Below are 15,751 nucleotides of genomic sequence, written 5' to 3'. Positions count from 1 at the left end.
AAATGAGATCCGCCCACACGAGCGGCAGACGCGCTCTAGCCGTTACCGCCGCATTCGCGGCGACGGCCATCGTGCTCGCAGGTTGCTCCGGCAACGCCAACAACTCGAGCTCCGGCAGTTCCGGCACGCTCACCGTCGGAACCACCGACAAGATCACCTCGATCGACCCCGCCGGTTCGTACGACAACGGTTCGTTCGCCGTGATGAACCAGGTGTACCCGTTCCTCATGAACACGCCGTACGGCTCCTCCGACGTGAAGCCGGACATCGCAGAGTCGGCGTCGTTCACGTCGCCGACCGAGTACACCGTGAAGCTCAAGCCGGGCCTCAAGTTCGCGAACGGCCACGACCTGACGTCATCCGACGTGAAGTTCTCGTTCGACCGCCAGACGAAGATCAACGACGCCAATGGGCCGTCCTACCTGCTTGCCAACCTCGCGTCGACCGACGCTCCCGACCCGACTACCGTCGTGTTCCACCTCAAGGTGCCGAACGACCAGACCTTCGCCCAGGTGCTCTCGAGCCCCGCCGGCCCGATCGTCGACGAGCAGGTCTTCTCTCCGGACAAGGTCACTTCTGACACCGACATCGTCAAGGGTGACGCGTTCGCCGGCCAGTACACCATCACGAGCTACAACTTCAACAGCCTCGTGGCGTACAAAGCGTTCCCAGGCTACAAGGGTCTCCTCGGCAAGCCGGCGACCGACAAGGTCGACGTCAAGTACTACACGGACCCGTCGAACATGAAGCTCGACATCCAGAAGGGTGGCATCGACGTCGCGTACCGCAGCCTCTCCGCTACGGACATCGCGAGCCTTCGCACCGATAAGAACGTCAAGGTCGTCGACGGTCCCGGTGGCGAGATCCGCTACATCGTGTTCAACTTCAACACGATGCCGTTTGGAGCAGCTACACCGCAGGCCGACCCGAAGAAGGCACTCGCCGTTCGTCAGGCAGCGGCCGACCTCGTCGACCGCGCGGCCATCGCCAAGCAGGTTTACAAGGACACGTACACCCCGCTGTACTCGTACGTCCCGTCCGGCCTGACGGGCGCGATCACACCGCTCAAGGATCAGTACGGCGACGGCAACGGTGGCCCGAGCCTCGACAAGGCGAAGGCCGCCCTCCAGGCCGCCGGTGTCACCACCCCGGTCACACTGAACATCCAGTACACGCCCTCGCACTACGGGCCCTCGTCGAGCGACGAGTACGCGATGGTCAAGGACCAGCTGGAGCAGGGTGGCCTGTTCAAGGTGAACATCCAGTCGACCGAGTACGTCCAGTACAGCAAGGACCGGGTCAAGGACACCTATCCCCAGTACCAGCTCGGCTGGTTCCCGGACTACTCCGACGCCGACAACTACCTGACGCCGTTCTTCTCCGCTGACAGCTTCCTCGTGAACCACTACAGCAACAAGGAGGTCCAGGATCTGATCACCAAGCAGATCGGAACGACGGACAAGGCGGCTCGTACGCAGCTGATCGAGCAGATCCAGACCAAGGTCGCGGCCGACCTGCCGACACTGCCACTGCTCCAGGGTGCACAGGTCGCGATCACGGGCAAGAATGTCTCCGGCACCCAGAAGACGCTGGACGCCTCCTTCAAGTTCCGGTACGGAGCGATGTCGAAGGGCTGAGCCTGACGACCGGTAGAATCGCCTAACGAAGCTGGGGGGCGACTCGCGAAAGCGGGCCGCCCCCTCGCTATCGGTTCCCTCACGATTGGCAAGAATGACAGCGACTGTCACCGGCCCCGCCCCTGCGGAGGCCGCCCCTTCTCCCACGAAGAGATCCAAAGGCTCGGGGGGTGGTCTGGGGCGCTACATCGTAATCCGTGCCCTCCTGATCATTCCCACGATCTTCATCCTCGTCACCGTGGTGTTCTTCATCATGCGTGCGACAGGCGACCCGATCACCGCCGCCCTGGGCGGCAAACTTACGCCGAGCCAGCTCGCCGAGCGCATCCACCAGGCCGGCTACGACCGCCCGCTGATCGTCCAGTACTTCGAGTACATCGGGCACGTCTTCACGGGTGACTTCGGCACGACGCTGAGCGACAACCAGCCGGTCGTCCACGTGCTGCTCACCTATGGTGCTGCCACCCTGGAGCTCGCCTTCTATGCGCTCATCGTCGCGTTCATCGTCGGCATCCCGCTCGGAATGGTCGCCGCCTACTACCGCGACAAGGGTCGGGATGCGTCACTGCGGATCTTCGCGATCCTCTGCTACGCGACACCAGTGTTCTTCGCGGGCCTCATGCTGAAACTGATCTTCTCGATCTGGCTCAACTGGCTGCCGGTCGCCGGCCGCGCATCCACGAGCTCAGAACTCGAGATGCAGACGCTCCCGAACAAGACGGGCATCTACCTCATCGACTCGTTCCTGACCGGTGATCCAGCTGTCACCACCGACGTCCTCCAGCATGCCATCCTTCCGGCGATCACACTGGGTCTGCTGACGGCGGGCGTGTTCCTCCGCCTGGTGCGGACGAACGTCATCGGCACGCTCTCCACCGACTACGTCGACGCGGCCCGCTCCCGCGGTGTCAGCGAGTACCGCCTCGTGCGCCGTCACGCGTACAAGCCTGCCCTCATCCCGATCATCACCGTGATCGGCCTCCAGATCGCCATCCTGTTGAGCGGCGCAGTCCTCACCGAGACCACGTTCGAGTGGCGGGGCCTCGGGTTCCAGCTGGTGCAGTACCTGCTGTCGCGCGACTACGTGGCCGTGCAGGGCATGGTGGTCCTGCTCGCCGTGATCGTCGCGCTGACGAACTTCATCGTCGACGTCATAGCCGCCCTCATCGACCCGAGAGTGAGGTACTGACATGTCGGAGCAGTCGATTCAGCCCGAAACCGAAACCGAAGCCGCAGCCGCAGTCGTTGCCGCACCGCCCAAGCGCAGTCTTCTCGACCGCATCCCGGTCATCCACCAGTTCCGCCAGAGCGTCGGCCTGCAGCGTGGCATGCTCGTCGTCGGCCTCGTCATCACGGCGATCTTCATCTTCGTCGCGATCTTCGCACCGGTCATCGCCCCGTACGGTTTCGCGCAGCTGCGCGATGCCAGCGGGCCGTTCGGGTCGCAGCAGCCGCCGAGCCCCGCTCACATCTGGGGCACCACTGTGGGCGGCTACGACGTCTATTCGCGTGTGCTCTGGGGCGCCCAGACCGCGATCCTCGTGATCATCGTCGCGGTCGTCCTGTCGATCTTCGCCGGGATCTTCCTCGGTCTCATCAGCGGCTACTTCGGTGGCTGGCTCGACCGGGTCCTGGTCGTGATCCTTGATGCGGTCTTCGCCTTCCCGTCCCTGCTGCTGGCGATCGTCGTCGCGATCGCGATCAGCGGCGGCCAGTCGAACCTGTGGGGTGGAATCATGGCGGCCGCGATCTCGATCACGGTGGTCTATATTCCGCAGTACTTCCGTGTCATCCGTTCGGAGGCGGTGAGGATCAAGGCCGAGGCGTACGTCGAGTCGGCGAAGGTGATCGGCGCCAGCAACTCGCGCATCATGTTCCGCCACGTGTTCCGCAATTCCACGCGCACGCTTCCGCTGATCTTCACCCTGAACTCCTCAGAGGCGGTCCTGACCCTCGCTGGCCTCGGCTTCCTCGGCTTCGGCATCGAGCCGACGTCCGCTGCCGAGTGGGGCTACGACCTGAACAAGTCGCTCGCGGATGTGACCAGCGGCATCTGGTGGACGGCCGTCTACCCCGGTGTCGCGATCGTCCTCGCCGTCCTCGGCATCACCCTCGTCGGCGAGAGCCTGAACGACCTCGCCGACCCGCGTCTGCGCGGTCGCCGCGCGGTCGCGATGGCGGCTGGTGAGGTCGCCGAGACCTCGGTGGTTCCCGGTGGCACCCTCACGGCGGGCCCCGGCGGTCTGGACGGTCTCGAAGGCGGAGAGAGTTTCGACGAACACGGAATCGGGGTTCGGCCATGACCGACATCGTGGACATCAACAATCTGGCCGTCTCCTTCTCGACGGACGCCGGTGCGGTCAAGGCCGTCGATGGCGTGACCCTTCATGTCGGGCCCGGTGAAGTGCTGGCGATCGTCGGCGAGAGCGGCAGTGGCAAGACCGTCACCGCGAAGACGATTCTCGGGCTCCTTCCGGAGACGGCGACGGCGTCGGGTGCGGTGATCCTGCGCAGTCGTGACGGAGGTACGGAAGCCGACATCGTTCGCCTCACGAAGCGCCACCTGCGCGAGGTGCGCGGCACCGATGTCGCAATGGTGTTCCAGGAGCCGTCGACGGCGCTCAATCCCGTCTACACCGTCGGATGGCAGATCGAGGAGGGCCTGCGGGCCCACGGCAAGCTGTCGAAGGCCGCGGCTCGCAAGAAGGCGATCGAGATCCTGGGCCGGGTCGGCATCCCCGATCCCGAGCTGCGGTACAAGTACTATCCGCACCAATTCTCGGGCGGCCAGAAGCAGCGCGTCGTCATCGCGATGGCCCTGGTCCTGAATCCGGGTCTCATCGTGGCCGACGAGCCGACGACGGCGCTCGATGTCACCGTCCAGGCCGAGATCCTCGACTTGCTGCGCCGGTGCCGCGACGAATTCGGTGCCGCGATCGTCCTGATCACGCACAACATGGGGGTCGTCGCCGACCTCGCCGACCGTGTCGCGGTCATGTACCAGGGGAAGGTCGTCGAGGAGGCGGATGCGAAGACCCTGTTCGCTTCGCCGCAGGATCCGTACACCAAGCGACTGCTCGCGTCCGTCCCGCACATCGGTCAGGGAGCGCTGCAGACGCGCGAACGCGCCGAGACGCGCCACGAGGGCTGGGATGACGTGAAGCCGGTCGTCAAGGCGACCGATCTGCGCATCCAGTACCCCGGGCGGATGGGCCGGCCGGGCTTCGTCGCCGTCGACGGGGTGAGCCTCCAGATCCGTGCGGGCGAAGTGCTCGGCCTCGTGGGGGAGAGCGGTTCGGGCAAGACGACCATCGGACGGGCGATCGGCGGTCTCACCAAGGTGACCGGTGGCTCGCTCGATGTCCTGGGCATCGAGATGAACGGGGTGTCGGAGCGCCGTTTCAAGAAGGTGCGCAGCGACATCGGGTTCGTCTTCCAGGATCCGGCCTCGAGCTTCAACCCGCTGCTGACCATCGCCGAGTGCGTGGCCGAGCCGCTCGTTGTGCACGGCCGCGCGCAGAGCCCCGCAGCCGCGCGGGGACGAGTGGACGATCTGCTCGAGGCGGTCCAGCTCCCACGTGCGTACGGCGACCGCTTCCCGCACGAGCTGAGCGGCGGGCAGCGCCAGCGGGCGAGTCTCGCGCGGGCGCTCGCGCTCGAGCCGACCCTGCTCATCGCGGACGAGCCGACCTCGGCACTCGACGTCTCGGTGCAGGCTCGGGTTCTCGAACTCTTCGCGGAACTGCAGAAGGAATTCGGGTTTGCATCGCTGTTCATCAGCCACGACCTCGCCGTCGTCGACCTGCTGGCCGATCGCATCGCGGTGCTTCACCGGGGCAAGCTCGTGGAGGAGGGCACCGGGGAACAGGTGCTCGGTGCGCCACAGGATCCGTACACGCAACGGCTCCTGGCGTCGCTTCCGGTGCCGAACCCCGTGGAACAGGCCGAACGCCGGGCCGCCCTGCGCGCGTTGAAGGAGCAAAGCGCCTAGGGTCGAAGTGTGAGTCCAGTTCCCGCGATCGTCGTCAGTGACCTCTCGGTCGAATATCCCGCGCGGGGGGCGAGTGCAGCCCACGTCGCCCTCCGCGGTGTCAGCCTCCGAGTGGAGCCGGGTGAGATCCTGGGCCTGCTCGGCGAGACCGGGTCGGGCAAGTCGACGCTCGCGCGTGTGCTGTCCGGCCGTGGGATCCCGAAGCGCGCGACCGACCCCGGCCCCCGGATCACGGGCGGGGATGCGACGGTGCTCGGCCATTCGCTCCGGCGCGCCAGGAAACGCGACATCTCCGAGATCACCTTCCACGTCGGCTTCCTCGAGCAGGAGGCCGCGAACACACTCGAACCGACGTTGACCATCGCCGAGAACGTCTCGCTGCCCATTTTCGAACGCGATCACGGCTACAGCCGGCGGGCCGCGGGGGAGCGAGCAGCCACGATGCTCGACACCGTCCACCTGCCGCTGAGCGTGCTCACCAAGTACCCGTACGAGCTGAGCTCGGGCCAGCGCCAACGTGTCGCCCTGGCCCGGGCGCTCGTTCTCGGACCGTCGGTTCTCGTCGCCGACGAGCCGACGGCCGGGATCGACGCGACGGTCCGTGACGCGGTCATCGACCTCCTGGGGCAGCTTCGCGAGCATCGCGGGTTCTCCGCGATCATCGTCAGTCACGACCTCGCCGTTCTGCGCCGGGTCACCACGAACGCCGCCGTCCTGCACGAGGGGCGGGTCGTCGGCTACGGGCCGATCGACGACGTGCTGGCCGCTCCCGAGCACCCGTTCGTCAGCGGACTCGCGACGGCACTCAAGCCACCCCAGAAGCGCAAGGAAAGTCGCCCGCAGTCGGCGACCGGCGACCGCACCAGAACGATGGAGGGCCAGGCATGACACCCCACCCGCGCAGGCCGGGCCAGCATCGCGCCGTCGTAGCCGAGGAGGGCACGTCGCTTCCGGAGGCCGACCGGCCGGAGCCGGGCCCGATCGCCGTGCTTCCCCGTCCGAGCCGGTTGTTCGTGGAAGCGGTGAACGACGGGGGCGGCACGGTGGCGGAGCTCGACGACGACACCCGCGGGCTGATCTGGCTCTCGTACACGGCGGAAGCCGAACTGCGCGAGGCGCTCAACGCGCATCCGAAGATCGGATGGGTCCAGCTCCCGTACGCGGGCGTCGACGCGTTTGCGGATGTGCTCGCGACGGAGAATCTACGGAGCCTCGTCTGGACGAGCGCCAAGGGCGCGTATGCCGAACCGGTCGCCGAGCACGCCCTCGCTCTGACCCTCGCGCTCCTGCGGGTGCTGCCGAAGCGTGTGGTCGCGACGAGCTGGAGCACGGTGCCCGAGGGTCGCTCGCTGTACGGCCTGAGTGTCGTGATCATCGGCGCGGGCGGGATCGCACTCGAGCTCATGCGCCTGCTCGAGCCGTTCGACGTCGACATCACGATCGTGCGCCGGTCCGCCGAACCGGTGGCCGGGGCCCTCAGGACGGTGCAGGCGGATCAGCTGGATGCGGTGCTCCCGGATGCCGACGTCGTGATCGTGGCTGCCGCCCTCACCGGCGGAACGCGACACCTGATCGGCGCGCCGGAACTGCAGGCGATGAAAGAGACGGCGTACCTGGTCAACATCGCCCGTGGCGGGCTCGTCGACACCGACGCGCTGGTGGATGCATTGGCCTCCGCCCGGATCGCCGGTGCGGGTATCGACGTCACGGATCCCGAGCCACTGCCGGACGGTCATCCGCTCTGGGACGAACCGCGGTGCCTGATCACGCCCCATTCGGCGGACACGCCGGAGATGACGGCGCCGCTGCTGGCCGAGCGCATCCGCATCAATGTCGGGGCCTTCCTCGGCGGCGGGCGCTTCGTCGGCCTGGTCGACCCGGCGGCCGGCTACTGAAACGGCAGGTGAACGGCGCCCGACGCGCGCGGAGGTCGTGGTCGATTTTGCGGACCCGAAACCTTTGATAAAGTAGCTACGCTGTTCAAGCATTCCTCGATAGCTCAATTGGCAGAGCAGCCGGCTGTTAACCGGCAGGTTCTTGGTTCGAGTCCAAGTCGGGGAGCTGAGGCCCGGAGACTCCACTCTCCGGGCCTTCTTTGTCGACTACTCCCGCGGGAGTATCCGAGGTTGGGCTCGCGGGCCGATTACACGCTCAGGCTCGCTGGCTACCATGGGGAGATGCCACCCAGCCAGCCCGACGAGCGCTGGTCGAGCCATGCCGGGGAGCGGCCGAGCTGGGGTGGCCCGCCGAACTGGCAGGGCAGGCGGCCGCCTGGTGCCCGGTGGTTCCCCGTCCTCGTGGCCCTGATCTTCCAGCTGCCGGGCGTGGCGATCGTGCTCCAGGAGTGGCCGAGCACCCTGCTGGTGATCGCGATGCTCGCTGCGTTCGCGTCGTCGTTCCTGTTGCTTCTCGCCCGCTCACAGCCCGGCCGCGTGGTCGTCGCGATCGGCGTCCTGTGCACGCCGGCCATCGCGCTGGGCGCAGGCCCGCCGTTCGCCGCCGTCCCCCTCGCTTTCGCCGTGGTGAGTGCGGTCGTGCGCGGCGCTCGCACGTGGGCGTGGGGGACTGTCGCCGGCCTCGCCGTGCTCGGCCCCCTCACCGCCTACCTGGTCACGGGCACGACGCTCGCCCTCATCCGACCGCTCATCACCGCCCTCGTCCTCACCTTGCTCGTCGGCGTCGGCGAAGCGATCCGCAACCGGCGCGAACGGTACCGCGAGCTCTCTCGGCAGGTTGCCGCCCGCCGCGTGTCGGCCGCCGAGGCGGAGCGGGTGCGCATCGCCCGCGAACTCCACGATGTCCTCGCGCATTCGCTCTCGCAGATCAGCGTGCAGGCGGGCGTCGGCCTCCATCTGTTCGACACCCAGCCCGACAAGGCGAAGGAGGCGCTGGCCGCGATCAGGACGACCAGCGGGCAGGCGCTCGAGGAGGTCAGGGGGGTCCTCGGCTTCCTTCGCACCGAGGGGGAGCAGGCCGCCCGTTCGCCGGAGCCCGATCTGGCGCGGATCCCGGTCCTCGTCACCACGTACGAGCGCGCCGGCCTCGACGTGACCTTCGACAACGCCATCACGACGACGCCCGCCCCCGCGGTGCAGCTGGCCCTCTACCGCGTCGTGCAGGAGTCGCTCACCAATGTGGGCCGGCACGCGCAGGCGACGACGGTGCGTATCCGACTCGCCGAGGAGGGTCAGGACTACGTGCTCACTGTGACCGACGACGGGCGCGGCGTCGACACCTCGGCCGACCACGAGGGCGGCGGGCTGCTCGGCATGCGCGAACGAGCCGAACTCCTCGGCGGGCGGTTCGACGCGGTCAACCTGCCCGACGGCGGATTCCGCGTGAGCGCGCGCATCCCCATCCGAACGCTCGCCCAGCCGGCCGAAGGCGGAACCCGGTGATCCGCGTCCTGCTGGCCGACGACCAGCATCTCGTGCGTGCCGGCTTCCATGCGCTTCTCGACGCCGAGCCGGACATCGACGTCGTCGCGGAGGCATCGACGGGGCGCGAAGCCGTGGAACAGGCTCGCGTCACCCGGCCGGATGTCGTGCTCATGGACATCCGGATGCCCGACGGTGACGGCCTCTGGGCGACGGAGCAGATCGTGGGGGACCCGGCGCTGAAGGCGACGCACATCGTCATCGTCACCACCTTCGAGCTCGACGAGTACGTCGCGCAGGCGATCCGCGCGGGCGCGAGCGGCTTCCTCGTGAAAGACACCGAGCCCGTCGACCTGATCCGCGCAGTGCGCGTGGCGGCGGCCGGGGATGCGCTGCTCTCGCCCGGCGTCACCAAGCGCCTGCTCGAACGTGTGGCCGGCGGCCTGAAGACCGCCCCTGCGACGACCACGCTCGACGCGCTCACCGACCGCGAGCGGGAGGTGCTCGCCCTGGTCGGGCGCGGCCTCACCAACAGCGAGATCGGCGGAGAGCTCTTCCTCAGCCCGCTCACGGCGAAGACGCATGTCTCGCGCATCATGACGAAACTGGATGCCCGCGATCGCGTTCACCTCGTGGTCGTCGCCTACGAGACCGGGCTCGTCCAGCCCGGCTGGCAGTAGGCCGGGCGACGCGTGCTCCCGCTGATCGGTCGGATGCTCCCGGGGGAGTAGCCGGATTCACTCCGGCCGGCGGATTCGCGAACGCGGGCGCCCGGCGAGGCTGGAGGCATCGATTCGCACACCGCGGATCCCCACCCACCGATTGGATGCCTCATCATGTTCACCTCACTCGCCACTGCGACCGTCGTCTGCGCGACACCCTGGGTCGGGTTCGGATTCCCCTGGTTCTTCCTGCTCATCCCGCTCTTCTGGATCGGCTTCTTCTTCCTGATCTTCGGGCTCTTCGGACGCCGCTGGCGCCGCGCCGCAGCAGCCGGGTACGGACCCCGCGGGTGGAACTCGGGCACCCGGGCGGCCGAGCAGACGCTGGCCGAACGCTACGCCCAGGGCGACATCGACGAGACCGAGTACCGGGCGCGCCTCGAAGTGCTGAGGGCGAACCGCCAGAACGGTTCCTGAGCGCGCTGGGTAGACTCCTCTGGGCCGCACGCTCCCCGCGCGGCCCAGAGGGAGTTTCATGTTAGGGCTGTCGAACGGCTTGTCGGCGATCATCACGATCGCCGCATTGGTCGCTGCTGTCGTGTTCCTGGTGCTCTGGCTGCTGGCACGGTCGTCGAGCCGCAGGCGCAGCGATGAGCGCATCGAAACGGAGTGGACGCGCATCGATCGTGAGCTCGAACTCGCCGAACAGGCGGGGCGGATGCGCATCATCAGGGAGCTTCAGGATGTCGCCATCGAGTCGGTGTCGCGCCTCGTGACCCAGGCCGGAGGCATCCGCTACGCCGCCGAGTCCGACCCTGGCTCGGCGATGCGGTCGACGGCGGCACTCGAATCGCATGCGAGGGATGCCCTGGCCGACATGCGGCGGGTGCAGTCCGTGGTGCGCGAAGGCGAAGCGGTCTCCGTGCCGCAGCCGAGCCTGCACTCGGCTCGTGACCTGTTCCGGGTGATGCGTGAGGCCGGTCTCCAGGTGACGTTCACAGAGACGGGTGACCGTTTCGAGTTGCGTCCCGGCGCCGAGCTGGCCGTGTTCCGCATCCTTCAGGGAACGCTGGAGAATGCGCTCAAGCACGGCGGGGCGGGAACGGATGTGCGGGTCGGGTTCGGCTGGACCGGCGAAGGCCTGCAGGTCACGGTCGACGACGACGGCATCCGGGCTGCGGCGCGGCGCGCTGGGCTCGACGATGCGCAGGTCTCGGAGGCGACGCAGTACACGATCGACGACGACCTCAAGGCGCTCACCGAGTCGATCTCAGGCGCAGGCATCACCGAGATGCGCGAGCGCGCGGAGCTCTTCGGCGGAATCCTGTCGGCGAAGACGGTGCCCGGCGTCGGATTCTCGGTCTCCGTGGTGTTCCCCGCGCTCCGGTACCACAACGGGGTCCACGGAGTGAACCTGGGCCGCTGACGGCGGTCAGTCTTCGAGGTGGTCGACGCCCGGCGTCCAGCTGAGGCCGGGCACGCCCCAGCTGTTGCGGCGGGATGCCTTCGCCGCCGCCTTCCCGTGCGGGTGCTGGAGACGATCGACGTAGATGACGCCGTTCAGGTGGTCGAACTCGTGCTGGAAGATGCGCGCCAGCCAGCCGTCCGCCCGCACCTCGAACGGTGTGCCGTCGAGGCCGACGGCCTCCAGGATGGCGCTGTACGAGCGGATGAGCGGGAAGCGCTCTCCCGGAAACGAGAGGCACCCCTCCGAGTCGGCGTCTTCGTCAGGCTCGCCGGTGGGCGCCGGGCTGATCCACAGCACCGGGTTGATCGCGACGCCGCGGTGCAGCACGTTCTCGTCGTCCGTCCACCCGTAGACGAAGAGCCGAAGCGGCAGACCCACCTGCGGCGCCGCCAGTCCGACTCCCGGCGCCTCATCCATCGTCTCGAACATGTCGTCGACGAGAGTCCGGAGGTCATCGCCGAAATCGGTGACGGGAGCTGCGGGGGAGTGGAGCACGGGGTCTCCGGAGATCCGGATCGGAAGGACGGCCATTCAGCAAGAATATCGGCACGAAACTAGGTATGGTCGTGGGGTGAGTGTGGACTTGGCGGATGCGATGGGGCAGCTCGCCCTCGAACCCAAACAGTTCCTCGGCATCCCCATCGCACTGGTCGGCGCGTGCTTCCTCTCGGTGGGCGCACAACTCCAGCACCACGGCGTCGCGAAGGTGGAAGCGACCACTCCCGACATGGCCGGAGGCGGCCTGAGCGGGCAGCAGCTTCTCCTGCTCCTCCGGCGCCCGTCGTGGGTGATCGGCACCCTCATGCTCGGTCTCGCGATCGTCTTCCAGCTGGTCAGCCTGTTCCTGTCGCCGCTGATCGTCGTGCAGCCGCTCGGCGCTGTCGCACTCGTGATCACGGCCATCCTGAACGCCCGCGTCAGCCACGTCAGCCTGAATCGCAGCTCGATCATCGCGATCTGCCTCTGCGTCGGCGGAGTCGGAGCCTTCGTGCTGATCGCCGCGTTCTTCGCACGCGAGCTGCCCGTGACGGACAGGGACCTCATCCTCATCCTGATCATCCTGGCGGTCGTGCTGATCGTGTTCGGCGGGCTCTTCTTCTTCCTCCGTTCGCGGTTCAAGGCGCTCATGTACATCGTCGGAGCCGGCGTGCTGTACGGCTTCGTCGCCACCCTCGCGAAAGTGACGATCGCGCGGCTGGTCCAGCAACAGGTCGACTGGCTGCTCGTCCTGTGCATCCTCTCCCTCCTGACGGCCGCCGCGCTCGGCGCCTACTTCGTGCAGAACGCCTACTCGGCAGGTCCGCCCGACCTCGTCATCGCAGGCCTCACCGTGATCGACCCCGTCGTCGCCGTGACCATCGGCATCGTCATCCTGGGAGAAGCGTCGCAGGCGCCGCTGTGGGCGGGAATCGGGTTCGTCGTCACAGGGGCGATCGCGATCTACGGCGTCTTCCTGCTCGCGAAATACCATCCGCAATCCGTCGACGCGACGCCGACACTGGAAGCTGTCGCGACGAAGGCTGCCGACACAGTGCGTCCGTCCGGCTTAGACTAAGCCATTGAATCAGCCAGCCGGAAAGCGGTCGTCCGGTGGCGAAATAGGCGCCGGATCCTCCTTCCCGGCCACAAACGTAGGGATCACTCCACTTGTCCGATTCGAACGGTTCGCATAACTCCGTGCCCACCGGTTCACCTTCGGGAACGAAGAAACCCCTGAAGGTCCTTATCGGCGCCGACACCTTCGCGCCCGACGTCAACGGGGCGGCGCGCTTCGCTGAGCGCCTCGCGTCGGGCCTCGTAGCGCGTGGTCACGAGGTGCACATCGTCGCGCCGGCGGCATCGAGCAAGCATGGAACGTGGACCGAAGAATACGAAGGCCAGACAGTCACGGCGCACCGCCTGTACAGCTGGCGCTGGTACCCGCACGACTGGCTGCGTTTCGCGATCCCGTGGCGCATCAAGCAGAACAGCGCGCGCATCCTCGATGACGTGAAGCCGGACGTCGTCCACTTCCAGTCGCACATCGTGGTGGGGCGCGGCCTGTCCGTCGAAGCCGAGAAGCGGGGGATCCGCATCATCGGCACCAACCATTTCATGCCCGAGAACATGCTCGAGTTCACGCTCCTGCCCAAGTGGATCCAGGAGTGGGCGATCGGGCTGGCGTGGAAAGCCGCCCGCCGCACGTTCGGGCGGGCCGAAGCCGTCACCACCCCGACCCGCAAGGCCGCGGACTTCCTCGAGAAGTTCACCGGGCTCCGCGGCGTGCACGCGATCTCCTGCGGCATCGACGCCCACAACTACACGCCCGACTTCTCCCCGCGCACCGAGAACCGCATCCTCTTCGTCGGCCGCGTAACCGGCGAAAAGCAGATCGACGTCCTCCTGAAGGCGATCGCGCTCCTGCCTGCCTCGCTGGATGCGAAACTCGAAATCGTCGGAGGCGGCGACCAGTTCAAGAATCTGCAGCACCTGGCCGACCAACTCGGCATCGCGGACCGCGTCACATTCTCCGGTTACGTGACGGATGAACAACTGCGCCAGGCGTACACGCGGGCCACGATCTTCGCGATGCCCTCGATCGCCGAACTGCAGTCCATCGCCACCATGGAGGCCATGGCGTCGGCACTGCCCGTCGTCGCTGCGAACGCGATGGCGCTCCCGCACCTGGTGCACGACGGCGAGAACGGCTACCTCTTCGAGCCGGGCAACGCCCATGCTCTCGCAGACCGCATCGAGCGCATCCTGCTGATGCCGCAGGAAGAGCTGGATGTGCTCAAGAACGCGTCACTCGGAATCGTCGCGGCACACGACATCCAGCGCACACTCACCACATTCGAAAGCCTGTATCGTGGTGAGGCGGTGGCCGACCCGGTGACGGAGGCGGCCCCGCCGGTGACGACGAAAGAGTAGTCGTCCTAGGGGCGGTAGCTCAGCTGGTTAGAGCATCGGACTCATAATCCGCCGGTCACGGGTTCAAGTCCCGTCCGCCCTACCGTACGGCGCCTCTCATCACGAGAAATGGCGTACCTTCGCCTGGCCGCCGCGCTGTGCCCCCACTACAGGTCAACGGGAGGCAAGTCCTAGGACGCTTTCGGCGGTGGTCCAGTTGGACGCGACGGCGTTCTGGGCGGCGAGCAGTTGCACTTCGTGGGCGCAAACGGCCTTCTTCAGTGCGGTTTCCACGGCGTCCTTAGGGTTGTTGACGCCTTTTGCGGTGCTCGTATTGGGCTCCGGCCACAGGTTGGAAACGCTTGACGCGCCGCCGAGCTCCAGCGGCACGAGGTGGTCGTATTCGGTCGTTGGGCTCGGTGCCATTCCGTAATCAGCGAGGGAGGCGACTTTCGCTGGTCCCGTGACGGATGTCGGTGGGCGGACGCTCGCGGTGTATCCGGAGACGCAGATCGTCGTCCCGATCGTCGCCTCCGTGACGGCGGGGTCGACGGCGCCGGGTGTGCAGGCCGGGTCGGGAAGGAAGTCCCCGGCGACTGCGTTGACGGTTCGGATGCGACATTGCCCTGCTGTGAGGTTGATGTCCATAGGTTCAGTTCGGACGGTGTGGACCTGCCGAAGCCCGGTTTGCGCTGGGTGCGTGGCAGGGGACCGTGTCGGCTTGGGAGCCGGGGCCGGGGTCAGCGCGATTGCTGCTGTCGGCTTGGCGCTCAGCGCAGCGGCGGGTGAGGAACTGCCGTGCGTTGGCTCAGCTCCATTCGAGGCGACACCCACGATGACGAGGAGTACAACGACCACGCTGACCGCGCCCAACGTGATGAGAGGCCATCGCTTCGGAGTGGGATTGGTCATGGCGAAAGAGTAGCTGTCCGTGGAGCCTCAGCCCTCGAGTGGGGCTTGAGGAACGGCCAAGATCTGTCACGATGGAGTCACCTATGAATAAACTGACTACATCCTTTGCCATTGCTGTGTCCCTCTCTGCCGGTCTCGCGCTGACCGGTTGCGGCGCCACTACATCGTCTTCCTCGGACTCGAACACCAACTCCGCCTCGCCGACCAAGGAAGCCGCGCAGGCTCCCGACCTGACCGGCACCTGGAAGCAGACCAACTCGGCCAGCAAAGACAGTTACCAGGAGGCCGAGATCACCGGCGACGTCATCACCATCAACTGGGTGAGCAACGGCGGCGATACGAAGTCGATCTACTGGGTCGGGACGTTCACTGCGCCGACCGACGCGTCGACTCCGTATGTATGGACCTCGACGCGTGACAAGGAGGCGACCAAGTCAGCCCTCCTGTCCTCGCAAGATGACACCAAGAAGCTCACATTCCAGGACGACACAATCAGTTACTCGGCCAGCATGCTCGGTACCACAACAATCATGAGGCTCAAGAAGGACTGAGCCTGCTTGGTTGCCTGAACCTTCCTCACGCCCCCGGCGAGCATCATGTTCGTCGGGGTTCTTCTCGTAGGAGGGTAAGAGGGGCAGTAGACACAGCGAAGGTGCACCGCTGGCCTCAAGCGCAACTGAGCAGAGGGCAGCCCCATTACCATCTCGCGCAAGGCTCCCACGTCTGTTCTCGCAGCACAGCACTCGCCGCCATCATCCTTACGTGTGCACCTCTTGCGGCGGGCGCAGCGGCTCCCGCACCTTCAGCTCCGTTTA

General features: G+C 66.8%; 15 protein-coding genes and 2 tRNA genes. 15 read left to right on the top strand and 2 right to left on the bottom strand.

Translation table 11 applies throughout. The features are described from left to right. Window positions 1-2 precede the first annotated feature (2 nt). The 11 genes from G3T36_RS11350 to G3T36_RS11300 all read left to right on the top strand — a co-directional run bounded on the left by G3T36_RS11350 (window position 3) and on the right by G3T36_RS11300 (window position 11,093). Window positions 3-1,637, top strand: a complete 1,635-nt coding sequence (locus tag G3T36_RS11350) for an ABC transporter substrate-binding protein (protein ID WP_163289880.1) — start codon at window positions 3-5, stop codon at window positions 1,635-1,637. Window positions 1,638-1,731: 94 nt separating this feature from the next. Next, entirely contained in the window at window positions 1,732-2,826 is a 1,095-nt protein-coding gene (locus G3T36_RS11345) for an ABC transporter permease (RefSeq protein ID WP_163289879.1), read from the top strand. Window positions 2,827-2,965: 139 nt separating this feature from the next. After that, the gene (locus G3T36_RS11340; RefSeq protein WP_420811048.1) at window positions 2,966-3,940 is read left to right on the top strand and encodes an ABC transporter permease; all 975 of its coding nucleotides are present in this window, start codon (window positions 2,966-2,968) and stop codon (window positions 3,938-3,940) included. Next, window positions 3,937-5,628: a dipeptide ABC transporter ATP-binding protein gene (locus tag G3T36_RS11335; RefSeq protein WP_163289877.1), complete on the top strand. Its 1,692-nt coding sequence runs from the start codon at window positions 3,937-3,939 to the stop codon at window positions 5,626-5,628. The genes G3T36_RS11340 and G3T36_RS11335 overlap by 4 nt, the downstream gene beginning before the upstream one ends. 9 nt (window positions 5,629-5,637) lie before the next feature. Continuing rightward, window positions 5,638-6,516, top strand: a complete 879-nt coding sequence (locus G3T36_RS11330) for an ATP-binding cassette domain-containing protein (RefSeq protein WP_163289876.1) — start codon at window positions 5,638-5,640, stop codon at window positions 6,514-6,516. After that, complete coding sequence (locus G3T36_RS11325; RefSeq protein ID WP_163289875.1) at window positions 6,513-7,523, top strand: D-isomer specific 2-hydroxyacid dehydrogenase family protein; 1,011 nt, start codon at window positions 6,513-6,515, stop codon at window positions 7,521-7,523. The genes G3T36_RS11330 and G3T36_RS11325 overlap by 4 nt, the downstream gene beginning before the upstream one ends. Before the next feature lie 93 nt (window positions 7,524-7,616). Beyond that, window positions 7,617-7,689 (top strand) — tRNA-Asn (locus G3T36_RS11320). A 116-nt stretch (window positions 7,690-7,805) separates the two neighbouring features. Further along, entirely contained in the window at window positions 7,806-9,026 is a 1,221-nt protein-coding gene (locus G3T36_RS11315; RefSeq protein WP_163289874.1) for a sensor histidine kinase, read from the top strand. Then, window positions 9,023-9,685 carry a response regulator gene (locus tag G3T36_RS11310; protein ID WP_163289873.1) on the top strand — a complete coding sequence of 221 codons (663 nt, stop codon included), beginning with the start codon at window positions 9,023-9,025 and terminating at the stop codon, window positions 9,683-9,685. Before G3T36_RS11315 ends, G3T36_RS11310 begins: the two co-directional genes overlap by 4 nt. Before the next feature lie 156 nt (window positions 9,686-9,841). Further along, window positions 9,842-10,144, top strand: a complete 303-nt coding sequence (locus G3T36_RS11305) for an SHOCT domain-containing protein (RefSeq protein ID WP_163289872.1) — start codon at window positions 9,842-9,844, stop codon at window positions 10,142-10,144. Window positions 10,145-10,202: 58 nt separating this feature from the next. Next, window positions 10,203-11,093 (top strand): sensor histidine kinase, encoded by an 891-nt coding sequence (locus tag G3T36_RS11300; RefSeq protein WP_163289871.1) that lies wholly within the window; start codon window positions 10,203-10,205, stop codon window positions 11,091-11,093. Window positions 11,094-11,099: 6 nt separating this feature from the next. On the opposite strand, the gene def is transcribed toward G3T36_RS11300, so the two are convergent. Next, window positions 11,100-11,666 (bottom strand): peptide deformylase, encoded by a 567-nt coding sequence (def, locus tag G3T36_RS11295; protein WP_163289870.1) that lies wholly within the window; start codon window positions 11,664-11,666, stop codon window positions 11,100-11,102. 40 nt (window positions 11,667-11,706) lie between these two features. Between def and G3T36_RS11290 the strand changes: the two genes are divergently transcribed. From G3T36_RS11290 to G3T36_RS11280, 3 genes are all read left to right on the top strand, one after another. Continuing rightward, a complete protein-coding gene (locus G3T36_RS11290) occupies window positions 11,707-12,690 on the top strand; it encodes a DMT family protein (RefSeq protein WP_338031556.1) in 984 nt (327 codons plus the stop codon). A gap of 122 nt (window positions 12,691-12,812) precedes the next feature. Next, window positions 12,813-14,045, top strand: coding sequence for a glycosyltransferase (locus tag G3T36_RS11285; RefSeq protein WP_338031555.1), 1,233 nt, complete (start codon window positions 12,813-12,815; stop codon window positions 14,043-14,045). Window positions 14,046-14,053: 8 nt separating this feature from the next. Beyond that, window positions 14,054-14,127: transfer RNA gene (locus G3T36_RS11280), tRNA-Ile, on the top strand. 71 nt (window positions 14,128-14,198) lie between these two features. Here the strand turns inward: G3T36_RS11280 and G3T36_RS19595 are convergent. After that, complete coding sequence (locus G3T36_RS19595; protein WP_205245054.1) at window positions 14,199-14,672, bottom strand: hypothetical protein; 474 nt, start codon at window positions 14,670-14,672, stop codon at window positions 14,199-14,201. 347 nt (window positions 14,673-15,019) lie between these two features. Between G3T36_RS19595 and G3T36_RS11270 the strand changes: the two genes are divergently transcribed. Beyond that, window positions 15,020-15,487 (top strand): hypothetical protein, encoded by a 468-nt coding sequence (locus G3T36_RS11270; RefSeq protein WP_240148439.1) that lies wholly within the window; start codon window positions 15,020-15,022, stop codon window positions 15,485-15,487. Window positions 15,488-15,751 lie beyond the last annotated feature (264 nt).

It is taken from the genome of Leifsonia tongyongensis, assembly GCF_010686705.1.
Classification (GTDB): Bacteria; Actinomycetota; Actinomycetes; order Actinomycetales; family Microbacteriaceae; genus Diaminobutyricibacter; species Diaminobutyricibacter tongyongensis.
The sequence above is the reverse complement of the archived record's forward strand: the minus strand, read 5'-3'. Positions and strand labels throughout refer to the sequence as shown.

Excerpts from the sequence above, each read along its gene's own strand:
- G3T36_RS11350 (WP_163289880.1), top strand. The coding sequence starts at position 3 with ATGAGATCCGCCCACACGAGCGGCAGACGCGCTCTAGCCGTTACCGCC.
- G3T36_RS11345 (WP_163289879.1), top strand. The coding sequence starts at position 1,732 with ATGACAGCGACTGTCACCGGCCCCGCCCCTGCGGAGGCCGCCCCTTCT.
- G3T36_RS11340 (WP_420811048.1), top strand. The coding sequence starts at position 2,966 with ATGCTCGTCGTCGGCCTCGTCATCACGGCGATCTTCATCTTCGTCGCG.
- G3T36_RS11335 (WP_163289877.1), top strand. The coding sequence starts at position 3,937 with ATGACCGACATCGTGGACATCAACAATCTGGCCGTCTCCTTCTCGACG.
- G3T36_RS11325 (WP_163289875.1), top strand. The coding sequence starts at position 6,513 with ATGACACCCCACCCGCGCAGGCCGGGCCAGCATCGCGCCGTCGTAGCC.
- G3T36_RS11315 (WP_163289874.1), top strand. The coding sequence starts at position 7,806 with ATGCCACCCAGCCAGCCCGACGAGCGCTGGTCGAGCCATGCCGGGGAG.
- G3T36_RS11305 (WP_163289872.1), top strand. The coding sequence starts at position 9,842 with ATGTTCACCTCACTCGCCACTGCGACCGTCGTCTGCGCGACACCCTGG.
- G3T36_RS11300 (WP_163289871.1), top strand. The coding sequence starts at position 10,203 with ATGTTAGGGCTGTCGAACGGCTTGTCGGCGATCATCACGATCGCCGCA.
- def (WP_163289870.1), bottom strand. The coding sequence starts at position 11,666 with ATGGCCGTCCTTCCGATCCGGATCTCCGGAGACCCCGTGCTCCACTCC.
- G3T36_RS19595 (WP_205245054.1), bottom strand. The coding sequence starts at position 14,672 with ATGGACATCAACCTCACAGCAGGGCAATGTCGCATCCGAACCGTCAAC.
- G3T36_RS11270 (WP_240148439.1), top strand. The coding sequence starts at position 15,020 with ATGAATAAACTGACTACATCCTTTGCCATTGCTGTGTCCCTCTCTGCC.